Origin of the sequence: Hydrogenophaga sp. ZJX-1 (assembly GCF_048590325.1) — a bacterium.
GTDB lineage: Bacteria > Pseudomonadota > Gammaproteobacteria > Burkholderiales > Burkholderiaceae_C > Hydrogenophaga.
This window is the reverse complement of sequence record NZ_JBMBRA010000001.1, coordinates 402,069-417,327: the sequence shown is the minus strand read 5'-3', so window position 1 is coordinate 417,327 and position 15,259 is coordinate 402,069. Positions and strand designations below refer to the sequence as shown.

The window sequence follows — 15,259 nt, the reverse complement described above, 5'->3', positions numbered from 1 at the left end:
GATTGGATGGCGGCGACTCAGCGCTGCGCCTTGAGCGCTTCGTAGGCATCGCCCACGCGCTTGAAGGCTTCTTCAGCGAGCTTGTGCACCAGCGGCGACACATGGCCCAGCCGGTCCGGGTGGTACTGCTGCAGCAGTGAGCGGCGCGCCCGCTCCACCGCGTCCCAGGAGCTGTTCCGGGCCAGACCCAGCACCGCCCATGGGTCCATCGGTGCCGAAGCTGGCGCCTCTGGCGCTTCGGTATCCGCATCGGTCTCTGTTTCGTCGTCGGGCGCGGCATCGGCTTCCAGCCGCTGCACCACGCAGATGGCCGCCTGCCAGTGCACGGCGTATTCCGTCTGGCAACTGGGACAACGGATCTCGCCCGGTTCGGGCAGGTGCGGAATGCGCAGACGCTTCTGGCAACAGCTGCAGCGCAGGATGCCGTGGGGCGGCGTCGCGTCGGTCGCGTCGGCCAGATCGGGTTCTGCATCAGCCTCGGCAACTCCGGCGTCCAGCGCGGCGCGCAACAGCTCGGTTTTCGACATCGGCCGCTGCCGCAGTTCAGCCCGCAAGGCCTCGCACACCGCCGGGTAGGCCCCATGTTCGCGGTGCATCGCGGCCAGTTCGTCCACCGCAAAAGCCTGCAGCGGGCGCTGGCGGTTGGGCGGTGGCAGCAGTTCCAGATCACCGGGCTCGGTGGTGAGCAGCCGGCAGGCGTGCAGGATGTCCTCCCCGGTCAGGTCGTCACAGGCCAGCGCGTCGGCCGGGTCCAGCAGCCCCGCAAGCATCTCGATCGTCAGGCGTGGCAGATCGAGAAACGCCGCGCAGGCCTCGATCACGTCATGGTCCAGCGACTCGATGGGCCGGAACCCGATGCGCAGCTGGCTCAGGCTCCAGTAGCTCACGCCCATGGCCGAGGCCATTTCGCTCAACGACAGGTCCCGCTCGTCCGCACATTGCGACAGCGCCGCGATCAGCAGGCCACCGGGGCGCGAAAGGTCGTCCGGATTGAGGCGCCCGCTCCAGGCGACGGGCGCGAATTCGACCGGTTTTTTCCGGAAAGCCGATGCGGTGTCGCGGGCGGTGGCTTGTTGCATGGCGTCTGGGGTTTGTCCTGACTGGACACATGGAGAAAACGAAGTCCCGATGGTACCGGCACCCGGTTCAACCCGCAGGCAATCCGCCCCATACCGACCGGCTCCGACAGGCGAAAAAAAACCGCCAGCGGTGAACTGGCGGCTCAAACCTTGGAAACACAGGCCGCTTGCGCGGCCCATCGATCAGAACGTGTGCAGCAGGCCGACGCCGTAGGACTTGCGGTCGTCGCCGTTGCGCTTGACGAAATCGACGTAGACCGAGGTGCGCTTGGACAGCGCGTAGTTGGCGAACAGCTCGGTGGCGTTGACTTCGGTCTCGGTGTTTCGGGCGTGCTGGAAGCCGACCTTGGTCACCGCACCGACCGGGGCGACAGCGCCCACGTAGGCGCCCTTGCCGGCGGCTTCGGTCTCACGCACCACGTAGCCGCCCACCACCTTGACCACGCCAAGGTCGTACGAGCCCGCCACCGCCTGTGCCGTGCGGTTGCCCTCGACGCGCTTGGTCTCGGCCACATAGCCCACGGCCAGCGGGCCGTTGCCGTAGTTGGCACGCACCTGCACGCTGCGCTGGTCTTCGTTGTTGCCCGCCAGCACCAGGCTCACGCCGGCGTCAAAGCCGGAGAAGTTGGGGGTGACGTACTGCAGCTGGGCCGAACGGCGCGACGAACCGTACCAGGTCACCGGGCTGATGCCGGCGTTGTCCATGGCCGAAGAGGTGGAGATGCCGTTCAGGTCAAAGCGGGCGTGGCCCTGCGTGCCGAAGGACGAGGTGCGGCCAAAACGCGTGGAACCGAAGTTGCCGGACAGGCCGACCCAGGCTTCGCGCGAGAAGTTCAGGCTGGGACCGCCATCGACCAGGCTCAGGCCACCGCTTTCCAGGTTGAAGTTGGCCTTCAGGCCGCCGCCCAGGTCTTCCGTGCCGCGGAAGCCGATGCGGGTGGGCGTGTGGTAGCTCTGGGCTGGCGAGGTGGCGCTCTTGCCGCCGTTCATGCCGAACTTGCCGTCGGTGATTTTGCCCACGCTGACGTCGAGGATGCCGTACAAGGTCACCGATGATTGGGCGAAAGCGGTGCCACATGCGGCGGCGGCAGCGAGAACAAGCAGTTGTTTTTTCATGTCGTGGTCTCCGGAGAGGTTTTAAGAATGGTCCTCGTCGGCGAAGCGGAACACGCCCCGTGTCCTGTTTCGCGATGGGAGCTCCGTTTCAGAAGCCTGTGGATTACATCAACGATAAAAGTAACGAACAAGTTAATTCACATATTTTTTGCACCGGCGTTGCACGAACGTAACGGTTCGTACATTTCAAGGGTAACTCCGGATTGAAGGCCTTGGCGGGACGGGCGCAGGCGCTCGAACCCGGCTGCAGGGGCGCCTATACTGGCGAAATGAACCAGTCAGTACCTTCTGCCGTTCCCACCGCCACGCCCACCGGTCGCACCAACGACCCGGCGCGGACCATGACCAACATCCTCGAAGTGGCCATCGCGGAATTCGCTGAAAAGGGTCTGGCTGGCGCGCGCATCGACGAGATCGCCGCCGCCACGCAGACCAGCAAGCGCATGATCTATTACTACTTCGGGAGCAAGGAAGGCCTGTACCTGGCGGTCCTGGAAGAGGCCTACCGGGGCATGCGCGAGATCGAAGGCCAACTGCAGCTGGACGACCTGGAGCCCGAGGCCGCCTTGCGCCAGCTGGTGGAATTCACGTTCGACCACCACGCCAGCCACGAGCGCTACATCCGGCTGGTGATGTCAGAAAACATCCAGCGCGGCCAATACCTGGCGCAAAGCACCAGCATCCAGCAGCTCAACGTACCGGCGATCGCCTCGATCCGCCGCCTGTATGAACGTGGCGTGGTCAGCGGTGTCTTTCGCCCGGGCCTGGACCCCATCGACATCCACGCATCGATCTCGGCGCTCACCTTCTACAACGTGTCCAACCGACACACCTTTGGCCTGATCTTCAAGCGCGACTTCACCAACCCTGAGGTGGCCGCACAGCGCCGCGCCAACGTGATCGAAACCATCCTGCGCTTCGTGCGCCACTGACCGGACACCTGCACACCATGAAAAAAATCCTCATCCTCAACGGCCCCAACCTCAATCTGCTGGGAACGCGCGAGCCGGCGCAGTATGGCTACACCACCCTGCCCGACGTCGAAGCCTTCTGCAAGGCCCACGGCGAGAAGATCGGCTACGAAGTGGAATGCCTGCAGAGCAACTGGGAAGGCGCGCTGGTCGACAAGATCCACGAATACGGTCGCCTTTTCAAGGAAGGCCAGGCCCTGGGTGTGGTGATCAACCCCGGCGCCCTCACCCACACCTCCATCGCCCTGCACGACGCCATCAAGGGCGTGGACCCGCTGCCCGTGATCGAGTGCCACATCTCCAACGTGCACGCCCGCGAAGCCTTCCGCCACCACTCGTGGGTGTCGCCCGCGGCGGCCGGCATCGTGATCGGCTTCGGCGTCGACGGCTACCTGATCGCCATGGACGGTCTGGTGCGCAAGTTCGTGAACTCGGCCGCCACCCAGAAGCCCTGACCGCCCTTCCGGGTTTACCCGGAATGCGTTCGATCAACGAACGAATTTGCGCGTTGATCGAACTCCCACAACCGCTCGATGCGCTCTCAAAGCGCGAACCCGACCTACAGTGGCGCACTGCCTTCCACCACCCAGCGCGACCCCATGATCAACGGCAACACCGAACTCATCGCCCACATCGGCTACCCGACGCACAGCTTCAAGTCGCCGATGATCTACAACCCCTACTTTGAACACGTGGGCGTGAACGCCATCGTGGTCCCCATGGGTTGCCAGCCGGCCGACTACCCGGCCTTTCTCAAAAGCGTGTTCACGCTGACCAACATCCGCGGCGCGCTCATCACCATGCCGCACAAGGTGGTCACGGTCGGCCTGCTCGACGACGTCACCCCCACCGTGAAAGTGGCCGGCGCCTGCAACGCGGTCAAGCGACTGCCCGATGGCCGCCTGGTGGGCGACCAGTTCGACGGCGCCGGCTTCGTGCGCGGCGTTCAACGCAAAGGCCTTCAACTCGCCGGCGCGCGCGTGCTGGTGGTCGGCAGCGGCGGCGTGGGCTGCGCCATCGCCGCTTCGCTGGCCGGTGCGGGCATTGCCGCCATCACCTTGTTCGACGTCAACACCGCGTCGGCCGAGGCCCTGGGCCAGCGCATCCGCGACAACTACCCGGCCATCGACGTGAAGACCGGCAGCAACGATCCGGCCGGCTTCGACCTCGTGGTCAACGCCACGCCCATGGGCATGAACGAAGGCGACCCCCTGCCGCTGGACGTGTCGCGCCTGGACGCCAGCACCTTCGTCGGCGAGGTCGTGATGCGCACCGAAATGACCGCCTTCCTCAGCGCCGCCCAGGCCAGAGGCTGTCGGGTACAAGTGGGTTCCGACATGCTCTTCGAGATGATTCCCGCGTATCTGGAATACTTCGGCTTCACCACCACCACGCCCGAAGTCCTGCGCTCGGTGGCCCGCCTCAGCTATTGATCCCCGGCGCCCTTTTGCCCCAACCCCTGTATCCCCGCCCGGCCCTGGGCATCGCGCTGGCGATCGCCGCCACGCTCTGTTTCGCCCTGCTCGACACCACTTCCCAGTTTGTCGGCGGCGTCGTGCCCGTGCTCATGGCCATCTGGCTGCGCTTCCTGGTGCAGACCGGCATGACCGTGGCGCTGCTCTGGCCCAGCCAGGGCAAGGCCCTGTTCCACACCACCGCGCCCGGCTGGCAGCTGCTGCGCGGTGCGCTCATGGTGACATCGGGCACCGTGGCCTACATGAGCCTGCGCTTCGTGCCGGTGGGCGACTTCACCGCCATCCTCATGCTCGTGCCACTCGCCATCACCGTGCTGGCCGCGCCGCTGCTGCGCGAACGCGTGCCCGCACTCACCTGGTGGCTCATCGCGGGCGGCTTCGCCGGCGCGCTCATCGTGATCCGGCCCAAGGGCAGCGACTTCCAGGGCGCCATGCTGCTGCCGCTGGCGCTCGTGCTCATCAACGCGCTCTACCAGATCGTCACCAGCAAGATGGTGAAGACCGAAGACCCAGGCACCATGCACTTCTACACCGGGCTCACCGGCCTGGTGTTCGGCACGCTGGCGCTGCCCTGGTCGTGGGCACCCATGGCCACCTGGCAGCTCTGGGCCCTGGTGGCACTCATGGGCGTGTTCGGCTCGCTCGGCCACTACGTCATGATCCAGGCCTACCACCGCGCCCCGGCCTCGCGCCTCACGCCCTACATGTACGCCCAGATCGGCTTCGCCACCCTGGCGGGCTGGATCGTGTTCGGCTACGCCCCCGATGTGTGGACCGTGGTGGGCGTGGCGCTGATCGCGGTGTGCGGAGCGCTGGGGGTGCGGGTCCGGCAGGGGTGAAGGACAGAGACCGACCCAAACCGGAAGTCGACGCTGCCCATGTGAATCCCCGTAGAGCGGACGGTCAACGTCGGCTCTACGGGTTAGCCGCATTGACCATGACCCAGCCACCGCCGCAAGGACGGATCGCCGGGTCGGCAGCGCTCGTCTAGGCTTCGATGCACACCACCAAGGTCTCGGGCAGCACGCCGTCATAGGACATCGCATCGGCCGCGTCCTTTGACTGCATCGCGGCGCCAAACTTCTCCATGTCCGGAACGTCCATCATCAACGCCACGGAGGTCGGATCCGTCGGGTTGATGAAGGTGCGGATGTTCGTTACGCCGATCAGTCCGAAGAACTCCTTGCGCTTGGGCGAGGCCAGCCAGTGCTTCTGATCCTTGACCTTGTGGTGGGCGACGATGGTGGGCATCGAAGTCTCCTTTAGCGTTTCGGAAAACAAACACTGTTTCACCGATAGCGCCGCGGCCAAGCTAGCGCCTGTTTGAGGTATACGCTCATCGTTCGCTGATGTCCAGCGCGCTGCGTTCAGATCCGCGCCCGTATCGGCCGATGACCGAGCAATAAGCCCGCAACCACGAGCGATGCCGTAGTCGCCCGTGATGGGGCCAATTGCAGGTGCGAAATACAGACGGGGTGTCAGTCTGTGATTCGAGTCATCGGCCTTCCCTTAAGCTGACTTTAGCGAGCGGCACGTGGTGGCCGACTTCTGCCCGCCGCGATGGTCCCCAGTCTGCCCACAACATCCCACTGGGGGATCCGCCAAGCGGCGAACACTCAGCGCTCCGGCCCTACCGAGAGTCGGGCGAATCAGGCGCCGCATGGCGCACGGCCGCGCCGGGGTCCTTTTCGAGCTTGGACAGTGACAACTCCCAGGTCTTGAGCGCCCAGTAGGCACCGAAGGTCCAGATGCCCGCCATTTCCACGAAGAACACGACACTGCCGCCGCGGTCCAGCAGTGCCGCCAGAACGAAGCCGGACGCCGGCCCCAGGAACATCAGCGCGGCCAGCCCGCGGTAGGCGCGCCTGAACATCGGCTCCCGGTGCTTCTGGTCGGCAGGCAGGTAGCTCAGCGAATGGCAGGCGCATTGCCAGGCGACGACGCCGAGCAGGACGAAGAGCGCGGCCGCTGCCACGAAGTGGATCGGCAGATCGGGTTGCCGCCCGGCCCACTCCAGCACGGCGGGGCAGTCCTTGACCAGCTGCATGACACGGTCGTCGTCGCCGAGGTCCTTCCCGGTGATGCGCTCCGGATAGACAGCGACCAACAGCGCACAGATGGCCGCGGCGTTCAGCAGCGTGTTCTCGCGCCGCGTGAGCCCCTTGTACAGATGCAGCCCTGCCGCGATGGCGCACAGCCCGCCGACGAAAAAAGTGCGCATCGGGAATTCGGCACACTGCGCGGCCCCGGTTTCGGCCGACGCACGGGCGGCGAAGAAGTACGCGCTCATCGAGGGCTGCAGCGGCAGGTCGTGAACGAAGCGCCCCCAGAGGTAGAGGAACGCGGGGAAGGCGAAAGCCAGCACCGCCAGCCCGAACCTCAGGGAAAAATAGGTTTCAGAGAAGTGCCGCCACAGCGCCTGCGCATCGGCGGGCGGCGGCTGGTTGTTCATCAGGCCGGGCTGCGTGCGGTCCATGCCGTGCTCCTTTCGGATGCGGAAACGGTGCCGCCATTCTGCGGCCCTCTTTTGCGGCCGCACTCCCTGCTCGGAGGGATGGCGCAGCACCGCCTCCGGTTCGTGACGACGCGACGACCTAGGCCAGGTCCTCGTGCAGGCAGAGGAAGTTGCCCTCGGTGTCCTTGAACCAGGCCGCCTTCTCCGAACCGAGCACGCAGACGTGGTTCACGGTCTTGAAGTCGGGCAGGTCGTAGTCTTCGAAAACCACGCCGGCCTGCTTCAGTTCGGCGATGCTCGCGGCGATGTCGGGCACCCGGAAGCTGATGGCCGTGTGTTCGGCCTTGGTCCCCTCGGGCTTGGGGAACAAAGCGAGCGTGGCGCCACCGACCGTATATTCGAACTTCCCATCGGGCCGGAAGTCGCCTGGCGTCAACCCGAGGCAGCGTTCGTAGAACGCCCGGGCTCGGGCCATGTCTTTCACGGGCAGCATCGTGGTCACAGAAGCGTTGCTGAGCATATGCACTCCTTTCACGAGACCTGGCTGCTCCCGCTCCTGAATGGCGATCCGGGGCATCGTCAGCCAGCCTATGAGCATAGACCTGCCGTCACCCGAACGCCAGTGCCCTGCCCCGCTCTGGCACCACCGGTCGGCAGCCGGCTTCCTCACGCTCAAGGCCTCCCGCGCGCTGCCGATACAAGCCGTTGAAGCCCCGTTCACCGACCCGCGTTGCCCACCCACCATGTCCCTCTCTGCCCTCTCTGGTTCTTCAGCCGCCGCCATCGGCCTGAGCGGCATGCGCGCCGCGCAGCAGCGGCTGGACACGAGCGCGCACAACGTGGCCAACGCGCTGACGCCGGGTTTCCAGCGCCAGGTCGTGACGCAGACGGCCCAGCCCGGCCTGGGCGGTGTGGACGCGCAGACCGGGCGCGCGTCCGGGACCGCTTCGGCGGGCGACCATGTCTTCGGCCATCTGGCCGAAGACATGGTCGCGCAGCGCATGAGCGTCTACAGCTTTGCCGCCAACCTGCGCACGGTCGAAACGCAGGACCGCGTGCTGGGCGCGCTGCTGGACGCCAAAGCCTGAACGCGCGCTCAGGGCGGCAGCGCCTCGGCGTAACAGTCGACGACGGTCGTAACCGAAGGCAAGTGCACCCGTCCTGCAAACCTTGCTCAAGCTGCGGCGCGGCACAATAAGTCCGTTTTTTTGCCCAGGCGCCCGGCCGGGCCCAGACCGCCGATCACCATGCTTTCATCCATTTCCCGCCCCTCGTTGCTCAGGTCCCGTTGCACGCCACTGCTGCTGTGCGCCCTGCTCGCCGCCTGCGCCGCGCCGGCACCGACATCCACGGATGTCGCCGAGGCCGAGGCCGACGAGCCGGAAGAAAGCAGCCGCCGTGCCCCGGTGCCGCCGGTGGTGCTCGATGGCACCGACTGGCAGAACCGGAACCGGATCGAGGGCCTGGTGCCCGGCACGCACTGGGAACACCAGACCTACGCCAGCCGCCGGCCGACGCGCTACAGCGCGACCGAACACGCCGGCCGACCCGCCGTGATGGCCCGGGCCGATGGCGCCAACAGCACGCTGAGCCTGCCCCTGAACCCGCCGCCCGGTGCCTTGCCCAAGCGCATCCGGTTTTCGTGGTTCGTGCCGGCGCTGAACCCGAAGTTCGACCTGGGCGAGAAGGGTGAAGACGACGCCGTGGTGCGCATGATCCTGAGCTTCGAGGGCGACCGCAGCACGCACTGGCGCGCGCGCGACCACCTGGTGTCCGAGCTGTCCAGCCTGATCGCGGGCAAGCCCTTGCCGTTCGCGTCGATCATGTACGTCTGGGACAGCCGCTACCCCGCGGGCACCGTGATCCCCAACCCCTACACCGACCGCATCCGCCAGATCGTGGTCGAGTCCGGGCCGGACCGGCTCAACCAGTGGGTGGACTTTGACCGCGACATCGAAGCCGATTTCCGTCGGGCGTTCGGCGAAGCCCCGGGCCCGCTGGTCGGTCTGGGCCTGATGAGCGACACCAACAACTCGGGCGATTCGGTCACCGCCTGGTACGGGCCGATGGACCTGACGCTGTCGACCGCGACACCCTAGGAGCCGACATCCGTCGGCCGGACCACGCCGCGGCGCGGGATCGGTGTCGAGAACACGATGGAGGTGCGGGTCTCGCCGTAGCCGTTGATGTCGCCGAGAAAGCGCTCCAGATCGGGCAGGTCCAAGGCCACGACCTGCAACACATACGAGTCCTCGCCGCTGACGTGGTGGCACTCCAGCACCCGCGCCGAGGCGCGCAGCTTGTCGATCAGCGCCTTCTTGCCCGGTTGCGGCACGTTGATGCCGACGATGGCGCGCACGCCGTAGCCCACCTTGGCGGGGTCGATGTCGGCGTGCACACCGCGCACCACGCCCGCCTCCTGCAGGCGCCGCAACCGCTCCAGCGTGGCCGGGACCGACAGCCCGACCGCCGCGGCCAGTTCCTTGAGCGAGGCACGGCCATCGGTCTGCAAGGCGGACAGCAACCGCCAGGCCTTGTCGTCCACTTCCATGATCTGCTCCCTGTTGCCAGTAAAGCCTAAGAATCTATCGAAGAATGGTCACTCGGCCTAATTTTCTTGATTCTCCCTATCAGATCACCGCTTTAGCATCGGGGCATGGATGCCACATCGCTCACCGTCTTCTTCAAGGCCGCCCTGATCGGCCTGCTCATCGCCGCGCCGGTCGGCCCCATCGGTCTGCTGACCATGCAGCGCACGCTGGAGCGCGGCCTGGCCGCCGGGCTGGCCACCGGCATGGGCGCGGCCGTGGCCGACGCTTTGTACGGTGCGATCGGGGCGTTTGGTGTGAGCTGGCTGATCCATGCCCTGATCGAGGCCAAAACGCCGCTGGCACTGGGCGGTGGCGCGATCTTGCTGGTGCTGGCCTGGCGCACCTGGCGCGCGCCCGTGACCGACGCGGTGGCGCCGGCGCGCGACGCGCGCAACCTGCTCGGGCTGGCGGCAGGCACCTTCCTGCTGACCCTGGCCAACCCGGCGACCATCGTGTCCTTCATCGCGGTGTTCGGCTCGCTCGGCGGCAGCCTGCAGACGGCGCCTTCGCCGTTGTGGATGGTGGCCGGTGTGCTGGCGGGTTCGGCCGCCTGGTGGCTGCTGCTCACGGCGCTGATCGCGCACCAGCGCAGTCGCTTCACGCCGGCCTGGCGCGGCCACATCAACCGCGGCTCGGCCGGGCTGCTGGCGGGGTTTGCGTTGTGGCAGTGGGCTTCACTGGTGGCCCGGTAAAACGCGTCATGTCGCCGGAGCGCCACCCCGACGCATGAAACGGTGCCGCCCCCTTGGGGGTAGCGCGCAGCGCTGCGGGGGTGTTTCGTTTCAGCCGCCCAGACCGGCGAAGACGTTCTGCACATCTTCGTTGTCGTCCAGCGCGGCCAGGAAGGCCTCCACTTCTTCCAGCGCTTCGGCGCTCAGGCTGGCCGGGTCGATGGGGTTCTTGGGCTTGTAGCCCAGCTTGGTCGACAGCACGGTGAAGCCTTGTGCGGGCAGCGCGCGGCTCACGAGGTCGAGGTCGGTGGGGTCGGTCAGGAAGACCGTGACGCCCTCTTCGTCGGCAGGCTCGAAGTCCTGCGCACCGGCTTCGATGGCGGCCATCTCGGCGTCGGCGCCAGCGGCGGCGGGTTCGGCTTCGATGATGCCGACGTGGTCGAAGTCCCAGGACACCGAGCCGCTGGTGCCGAGCTGGCCCTTGCGGAACAGCACGCGCATGTCGGAAGCGGCGCGGTTCACGTTGTCGGTCAGGCATTCGACCATCACCGGCACGCGGTGCGGCGCGAAGCCTTCGTAGATCACGTGTTCGAAGTGCACCGACTCACCCGTGAGGCCGGCGCCCTTCTTGATGGCACGGTCCAGCGTGTCCTTGGGCATGGAGACCTTGCGTGCCTGCTCCACCACCAGGCGCAGCCGCGCGTTGGCCGCCGGGTCGGCCCCGTGGCGCGCGGCGATCATGATGTCCTTGGCGAGTTTGCCGAAGAGGCGGCCTTTGGCGTTGGCGGCCAGATCCTTGTGTTTTGCTTTCCACTGCGCGCCCATGGGGAGTTCCTTGTGTTGTGTGCTGACCGGGGTGCATGAGTTTAGTGGACGCGGTCAGGCACAACGCAGGCGCTCACACCACCGGCTGCTCGCTGCAACCGCGCAGCGCCACCTGCAGCATGTCGACAAACGCACGCGTCTTGGCCGGCATGAGCTTGCGCCCCGGGTACACCGCCCAGGCGGTGTTGCTGGGCAGGCACCAGGCCGGCAACACACGCCGCAAGGCCCCCTCGCGCGCACCGGCCTGCGCAAAGGCGTCGGGCAGGGCCGCGATGCCGGCGCCGGCCCGGGCCAGGCGCATCAGCATCTCGGGCGAGTTCGCGCTCATGCGGCCCACGGGCACGCCGTCCCAGCGCTGCTCGCCCTGCAGCAGCGTCCAGACTGCGGCCTCGCCGTTGCCGCGCATCAGGCGCACGGCGGTGTGGCGGGCCAGGTCATCCGGGCTGTGCGGGTCGCCGTGTTCGGCCAGGTAGTCCGGCGAGGCATACAGGCCCTGGGTGAACACCGCCAGCTTGCTGGCCACCAGCAGCGCATCGTCGGCCAGGTCACCCATGCGCACGACCACGTCAAAGCCCTCGCCCAGCAGGTCCACCCGCCGGGGCGAAAGGTCGAGTTCCAGCGAGATGGCGGGGTGCAGCGCCATGAACGCGGCCAGGCTGTCGGCCAGCAGCAGGATGGCAACATCGCTCGGCATGGACACGCGCAACCGCCCGCTCGGCGCGGCCTGGCGCTGCTCGCGCAGCAGGCTCACGGCCTCCACCTCGGCCACCACCTGGCGCGCGTGTTCCAGCAGCTGCAGGCCGAATTCGGTGAGGGTCTGGCGCCGCGTGGTGCGCAGCAGCAGGCGCTCGCCCATGCGCTGCTCCAGCGCGGCCAGCCGGCGCGAGACGGTGGATTTGGGCAGGCCCATGCGCTCGGCCGCGCGGCTGAAGCTGCCCAGCTCGGCCACGCGGGCAAAGATCAGCAGGTCGTTGGGATCGATGCTTTGCGCTTCGATTGATTGTTCCATCACGGCAACAATCATATCCATTTCAAGGGATTTTCAAGGTGATTGATGCGAATTAAATTACATCCATCGAACCACCGTTTTCAAGGAAACCACCATGAACATCCTGCAGATCAACGCCAGTGCCCGCCGCGAAGGCGCCAACTCCACCAAGGTCGCCAACAGCGTGGTGGAGCGCCTGAAGGCCGTGAACCCGACCGCCACGTTCACCCTGCGCGACCTGGCCGTGACCCCGCACCCGGTGCTGGACGAAGCCGCCCTCGGCGCCCTGTTCACCCCGGTCGACCAGCGCAGCCCCGAGCAGGCCGCCCGCGTGGCGCTGGACGACGCGCTGATCGCCGAAATCCAGGCCCACGACACCATCGTGCTGGGCGTGCCCATGTACAACTTCGGCGTGCCGGTACAGTTCAAGGCCTGGATCGACGCCATCGCCCGCGCCGGCACCACCTTCCGCTACACCGCGAGCGGCCCCGAAGGCCTGCTCAAGGGCAAGACCGTGTATGTCGCCCTGGCGCGCGGCGGTCTGTACCGCGACACGCCGAACGACTCGCAGGTGCCTTACCTGAAGGCCGTGCTGGGCTTCCTGGGCCTGACCGACGTGCGCTTCATCTACGCCGAAGGCCTGGCCATGGGCCCGGAAGCTGCTGCCAAAGGCTTTGCACAAGCCGAACAGGACATCGAAGCCGCATTGGCTTGAGACAATTCACCCCCGCCCCGTTTCACAAGGAGACTGCCATGACCATGACCCTCACCACCCCCAGCGTCCAGCAAGCACGCCGCGTGGAGCGGCTGATCGCGGGGCAGCCCACGTCCGACGGCGCGGGGGTGAAGCTCACCCGCGTGCTCACGCAGGACCTGCAGCGCCGGCTGGACCCGTTCCTGATGCTCGATGCCTTCGGCAGCGACAACCCCGACGACTACATCGCCGGCTTCCCCGACCACCCGCACCGCGGCTTCGAGACCATCACCTACATGATCGCCGGCCGCATGCTGCACCGCGACAGCGCGGGCCACGAGGGTCTGCTGGAGAACGGCGGCGTGCAGTGGATGACGGCCGGCAAGGGCGTGATCCACTCCGAGATTCCGCAGCAGGAAGAAGGCGTGATGGAAGGCTTCCAGCTCTGGCTGAACCTGCCCGGGCGCGACAAGATGAACCCGCCCTGGTACCGCGATTTCAAGAACGCCGAGCTGCCCCAGTTCACCACGCCCGAGGGTGTGGCTGTGACCGTGATCGCGGGTGAAAGCCATGGCGTGGGCGGTGCCGTGACCCGCGACGCCACCGCGCCGGTGTACCTCGACCTGCACCTGCCCAGTGGCGCGTCGTTCGCGCAGGCCCTGCACGCCGACCACAACGCCTTCGTCTACGTGTACCGCGGCGAGGTCAAGATCGGTGGCCAGAACGTGCCGGTGCAGCGCATGGCCCTGCTCGCCAACGAAGCCGGCGCCGACGGCGTGGTGATCGAGGCGGGCAGCGACGCGAAAGCCCTGCTGATCGCCGGGCGCCCGCTGAAAGAACCGATCGCGCAGTACGGCCCGTTCGTGATGAATACGAAAGATGAGATCTACCAGGCCTTGAACGATTTCCGCGAAGGGCGGCTGGGCGAAGAAGCGCAGGTCTGAACGCCGCAAAAGACCTGTCCGGAAGGTCCACCCAGGGACGGGACGCCATCCGGGAAGGCGACAATGCCGGGCATGCGCGCGGCCCCGACATCTCTGGCCACCCTGTGCCTGCTGACCCTGGCCCTGGCCAACGGCGGTGCGCACGCGGCGGGATCGCTCTGGCAGCGGGATCTGAAATGCGCCAGCGAAAAGAGCGAGCGTGCGCAGGTGATCTGCAAGGCGCTGGAAAAGGAGATGCAGTGGGCCGGCACGGGCCACGCGATGCCCGGTCTGCCGTCTTTCCAGGTCACCTTCAAAACCGCAGCGCGCGTGTTCTGCCGCTTGCCCGTGCGGGCCGAAGACACCCCGACCCTGGTCGAAATGGGCCTCTGGCACCGCTACGCGAGCACCGACCACAGCCTACGTGCCGCCCAGTTGAGCAATGGCTCCACCTCCCTGCTGGCGTTGCTGGGCGATGCCGCCAAACCCCACTACCCATCGATGGAAGCCATCCACAAACCCCAGGCTTGGATGACGGCCCGGGAAATGGACGCGCTCCGGCGCGAAATAGAGAACATGACGGACCATCCGGCCAGCGTGTTCAGCCCTCGCTCTCCCGACTACCTGCTCAAGGGCGGTTGCCAGAACGTCCCTTGAACACCCGCCTCTGACCCGGTCGTGCTGCGGCGAACCGTCGGGCCCGGCCCTTCCGCTGGCCTTGCCCGCGGCCTCAGGAAAGTCCCGCCAGACGCCGGTCCAGCTGGAAGCAGGCCGCGAACACCTGCCGGTCTGGCAGGTCTGCCGACGCCAGCTCCGCCAGCAGCAGCCCGTCCACCGCCGCCCGGGCCGCGGCTTCGTGCAGGGCCTCGATCACCAGCACGCCGTCGAACGCCCCTTCCACGCTGCGGCGCATCGACTTTTCACGCGTGGGCACACCGGTGGCCGCAGCGTCCACCCGCATCAGCCAGACCTGCGCCACCGCGTCCAGCGCGGCGATCCGCTCCACCAGCGCCCTTTGCGCGCCCTCGTCCAACAAGCCGGCGGTTTCCAGATCCAGGCGCAGCGGCAGCGCCACCGCACCGCAACCCAGGCCCGCGCGCGCCACCACCGGCCCGCCGCCGCGTGCGAAGTTCTGCAGGATGGGCATGACACGCTGCGACCAGGGGGTGGGCGCGTTGAGGCGCGCCAGATACGAAGGCCCGGCCAGCGCGGCCGCTTCCTGCAACTCGTAGGTGATGAAGAAGCGCCGTTTGCCGGCGACCTCGCTGCGGAACACGCGACCCGAGAGAAAACCGTCCACGCCCACGCGCTCCAGCACATGTTCGCGCGTGAGCCAGTGCAGGTAGTCGGTTTCCAGGTCCGGCTCGATGTCGCTCCAGATGGCCAGCTGGGCCTGTCCGCGTGTGGGCATGTCGTCTCCTGATCGGGTTGTTGTTCATTGAACGCAGCGGGGACACAAGCCCCTTCTGCA

19 protein-coding genes are annotated in these 15,259 nt (G+C 66.9%); 10 read left to right on the top strand and 9 right to left on the bottom strand.

All coding sequences use genetic code 11. The features are described 5' to 3' along the window. Nucleotides 1–17: 17 nt before the first annotated feature. Together ACN5W5_RS02100 and ACN5W5_RS02095 are read right to left on the bottom strand one after the other, a co-directional pair. On the bottom strand, nucleotides 18–1,079 hold the full coding sequence (locus ACN5W5_RS02100; protein WP_420046944.1) for a DnaJ domain-containing protein: 1,062 nt from the start codon (nucleotides 1,077–1,079) through the stop codon (nucleotides 18–20). Nucleotides 1,080–1,262: 183 nt separating this feature from the next. After that, on the bottom strand, nucleotides 1,263–2,195 hold the full coding sequence (locus ACN5W5_RS02095; RefSeq protein WP_420046943.1) for a porin: 933 nt from the start codon (nucleotides 2,193–2,195) through the stop codon (nucleotides 1,263–1,265). A gap of 269 nt (nucleotides 2,196–2,464) precedes the next feature. On the opposite strand from ACN5W5_RS02095, the gene ACN5W5_RS02090 reads away from it, so the two are divergent. The 4 genes from ACN5W5_RS02090 (at nucleotide 2,465) to ACN5W5_RS02075 (ending at nucleotide 5,480) form a co-directional block, all read left to right on the top strand. Then, nucleotides 2,465–3,127, top strand: a complete 663-nt coding sequence (locus ACN5W5_RS02090) for a TetR/AcrR family transcriptional regulator (RefSeq protein ID WP_420046942.1) — start codon at nucleotides 2,465–2,467, stop codon at nucleotides 3,125–3,127. A gap of 17 nt (nucleotides 3,128–3,144) precedes the next feature. Continuing rightward, nucleotides 3,145–3,621, top strand: coding sequence for a type II 3-dehydroquinate dehydratase (gene aroQ, locus ACN5W5_RS02085; protein ID WP_420046941.1), 477 nt, complete (start codon nucleotides 3,145–3,147; stop codon nucleotides 3,619–3,621). A 144-nt stretch (nucleotides 3,622–3,765) separates the two neighbouring features. Then, entirely contained in the window at nucleotides 3,766–4,599 is an 834-nt protein-coding gene (locus ACN5W5_RS02080) for a shikimate dehydrogenase family protein (protein ID WP_420047425.1), read from the top strand. Nucleotides 4,600–4,613: 14 nt separating this feature from the next. Further along, nucleotides 4,614–5,480, top strand: coding sequence for a DMT family transporter (locus tag ACN5W5_RS02075; RefSeq protein WP_420046940.1), 867 nt, complete (start codon nucleotides 4,614–4,616; stop codon nucleotides 5,478–5,480). A 148-nt stretch (nucleotides 5,481–5,628) separates the two neighbouring features. Here ACN5W5_RS02075 and ACN5W5_RS02070 read toward each other — a convergent pair whose 3' ends face one another. The 3 genes from ACN5W5_RS02070 to ACN5W5_RS02060 form a co-directional block, all read right to left on the bottom strand. Next, a complete protein-coding gene (locus ACN5W5_RS02070; RefSeq protein WP_420046939.1) occupies nucleotides 5,629–5,892 on the bottom strand; it encodes a hypothetical protein in 264 nt (87 codons plus the stop codon). Nucleotides 5,893–6,271: 379 nt separating this feature from the next. Continuing rightward, a complete protein-coding gene (locus ACN5W5_RS02065) occupies nucleotides 6,272–7,117 on the bottom strand; it encodes a hypothetical protein (RefSeq protein ID WP_420046938.1) in 846 nt (281 codons plus the stop codon). Between the two features lie 118 nt (nucleotides 7,118–7,235). Then, the gene (locus ACN5W5_RS02060) at nucleotides 7,236–7,616 is read right to left on the bottom strand and encodes a VOC family protein (protein WP_420046937.1); all 381 of its coding nucleotides are present in this window, start codon (nucleotides 7,614–7,616) and stop codon (nucleotides 7,236–7,238) included. A 70-nt stretch (nucleotides 7,617–7,686) separates the two neighbouring features. Here ACN5W5_RS02060 and ACN5W5_RS02055 point away from each other — a divergent pair, with 70 nt between their 5' ends. Beyond that, nucleotides 7,687–8,184 (top strand): flagellar basal body protein, encoded by a 498-nt coding sequence (locus tag ACN5W5_RS02055; RefSeq protein WP_420046936.1) that lies wholly within the window; start codon nucleotides 7,687–7,689, stop codon nucleotides 8,182–8,184. A 159-nt stretch (nucleotides 8,185–8,343) separates the two neighbouring features. Then, nucleotides 8,344–9,195 carry a DUF3047 domain-containing protein gene (locus ACN5W5_RS02050; RefSeq protein ID WP_420046935.1) on the top strand — a complete coding sequence of 284 codons (852 nt, stop codon included), beginning with the start codon at nucleotides 8,344–8,346 and terminating at the stop codon, nucleotides 9,193–9,195. Here ACN5W5_RS02050 and ACN5W5_RS02045 read toward each other — a convergent pair. Further along, the gene (locus tag ACN5W5_RS02045) at nucleotides 9,192–9,647 is read right to left on the bottom strand and encodes an Lrp/AsnC family transcriptional regulator (RefSeq protein WP_420046934.1); all 456 of its coding nucleotides are present in this window, start codon (nucleotides 9,645–9,647) and stop codon (nucleotides 9,192–9,194) included. The genes ACN5W5_RS02050 and ACN5W5_RS02045 overlap by 4 nt on opposite strands. A gap of 105 nt (nucleotides 9,648–9,752) precedes the next feature. Between ACN5W5_RS02045 and ACN5W5_RS02040 the strand changes: the two genes are divergently transcribed. After that, the gene (locus tag ACN5W5_RS02040) at nucleotides 9,753–10,379 is read left to right on the top strand and encodes a LysE family translocator (RefSeq protein WP_420046933.1); all 627 of its coding nucleotides are present in this window, start codon (nucleotides 9,753–9,755) and stop codon (nucleotides 10,377–10,379) included. A gap of 90 nt (nucleotides 10,380–10,469) precedes the next feature. On the opposite strand, the gene ACN5W5_RS02035 is transcribed toward ACN5W5_RS02040, so the two are convergent. Together ACN5W5_RS02035 and ACN5W5_RS02030 are read right to left on the bottom strand one after the other, a co-directional pair. Beyond that, nucleotides 10,470–11,183: a YebC/PmpR family DNA-binding transcriptional regulator gene (locus ACN5W5_RS02035; protein WP_420046932.1), complete on the bottom strand. Its 714-nt coding sequence runs from the start codon at nucleotides 11,181–11,183 to the stop codon at nucleotides 10,470–10,472. A 73-nt stretch (nucleotides 11,184–11,256) separates the two neighbouring features. Next, nucleotides 11,257–12,192 carry a LysR family transcriptional regulator gene (locus tag ACN5W5_RS02030; protein WP_420046931.1) on the bottom strand — a complete coding sequence of 312 codons (936 nt, stop codon included), beginning with the start codon at nucleotides 12,190–12,192 and terminating at the stop codon, nucleotides 11,257–11,259. A 94-nt stretch (nucleotides 12,193–12,286) separates the two neighbouring features. Between ACN5W5_RS02030 and ACN5W5_RS02025 the strand changes: the two genes are divergently transcribed. From ACN5W5_RS02025 to ACN5W5_RS02015, 3 genes are all read left to right on the top strand, one after another. Further along, nucleotides 12,287–12,886, top strand: coding sequence for an FMN-dependent NADH-azoreductase (locus ACN5W5_RS02025; protein ID WP_420046930.1), 600 nt, complete (start codon nucleotides 12,287–12,289; stop codon nucleotides 12,884–12,886). A 38-nt stretch (nucleotides 12,887–12,924) separates the two neighbouring features. Further along, nucleotides 12,925–13,809 (top strand): pirin family protein, encoded by an 885-nt coding sequence (locus ACN5W5_RS02020; RefSeq protein WP_420046929.1) that lies wholly within the window; start codon nucleotides 12,925–12,927, stop codon nucleotides 13,807–13,809. 72 nt (nucleotides 13,810–13,881) lie between these two features. Beyond that, nucleotides 13,882–14,445 carry a hypothetical protein gene (locus ACN5W5_RS02015; protein ID WP_420046928.1) on the top strand — a complete coding sequence of 188 codons (564 nt, stop codon included), beginning with the start codon at nucleotides 13,882–13,884 and terminating at the stop codon, nucleotides 14,443–14,445. Between the two features lie 73 nt (nucleotides 14,446–14,518). On the opposite strand, the gene ACN5W5_RS02010 is transcribed toward ACN5W5_RS02015, so the two are convergent. Then, the gene (locus ACN5W5_RS02010; RefSeq protein ID WP_420046927.1) at nucleotides 14,519–15,199 is read right to left on the bottom strand and encodes a hypothetical protein; all 681 of its coding nucleotides are present in this window, start codon (nucleotides 15,197–15,199) and stop codon (nucleotides 14,519–14,521) included. Between the last annotated feature and the right edge of the window lie 60 nt (nucleotides 15,200–15,259).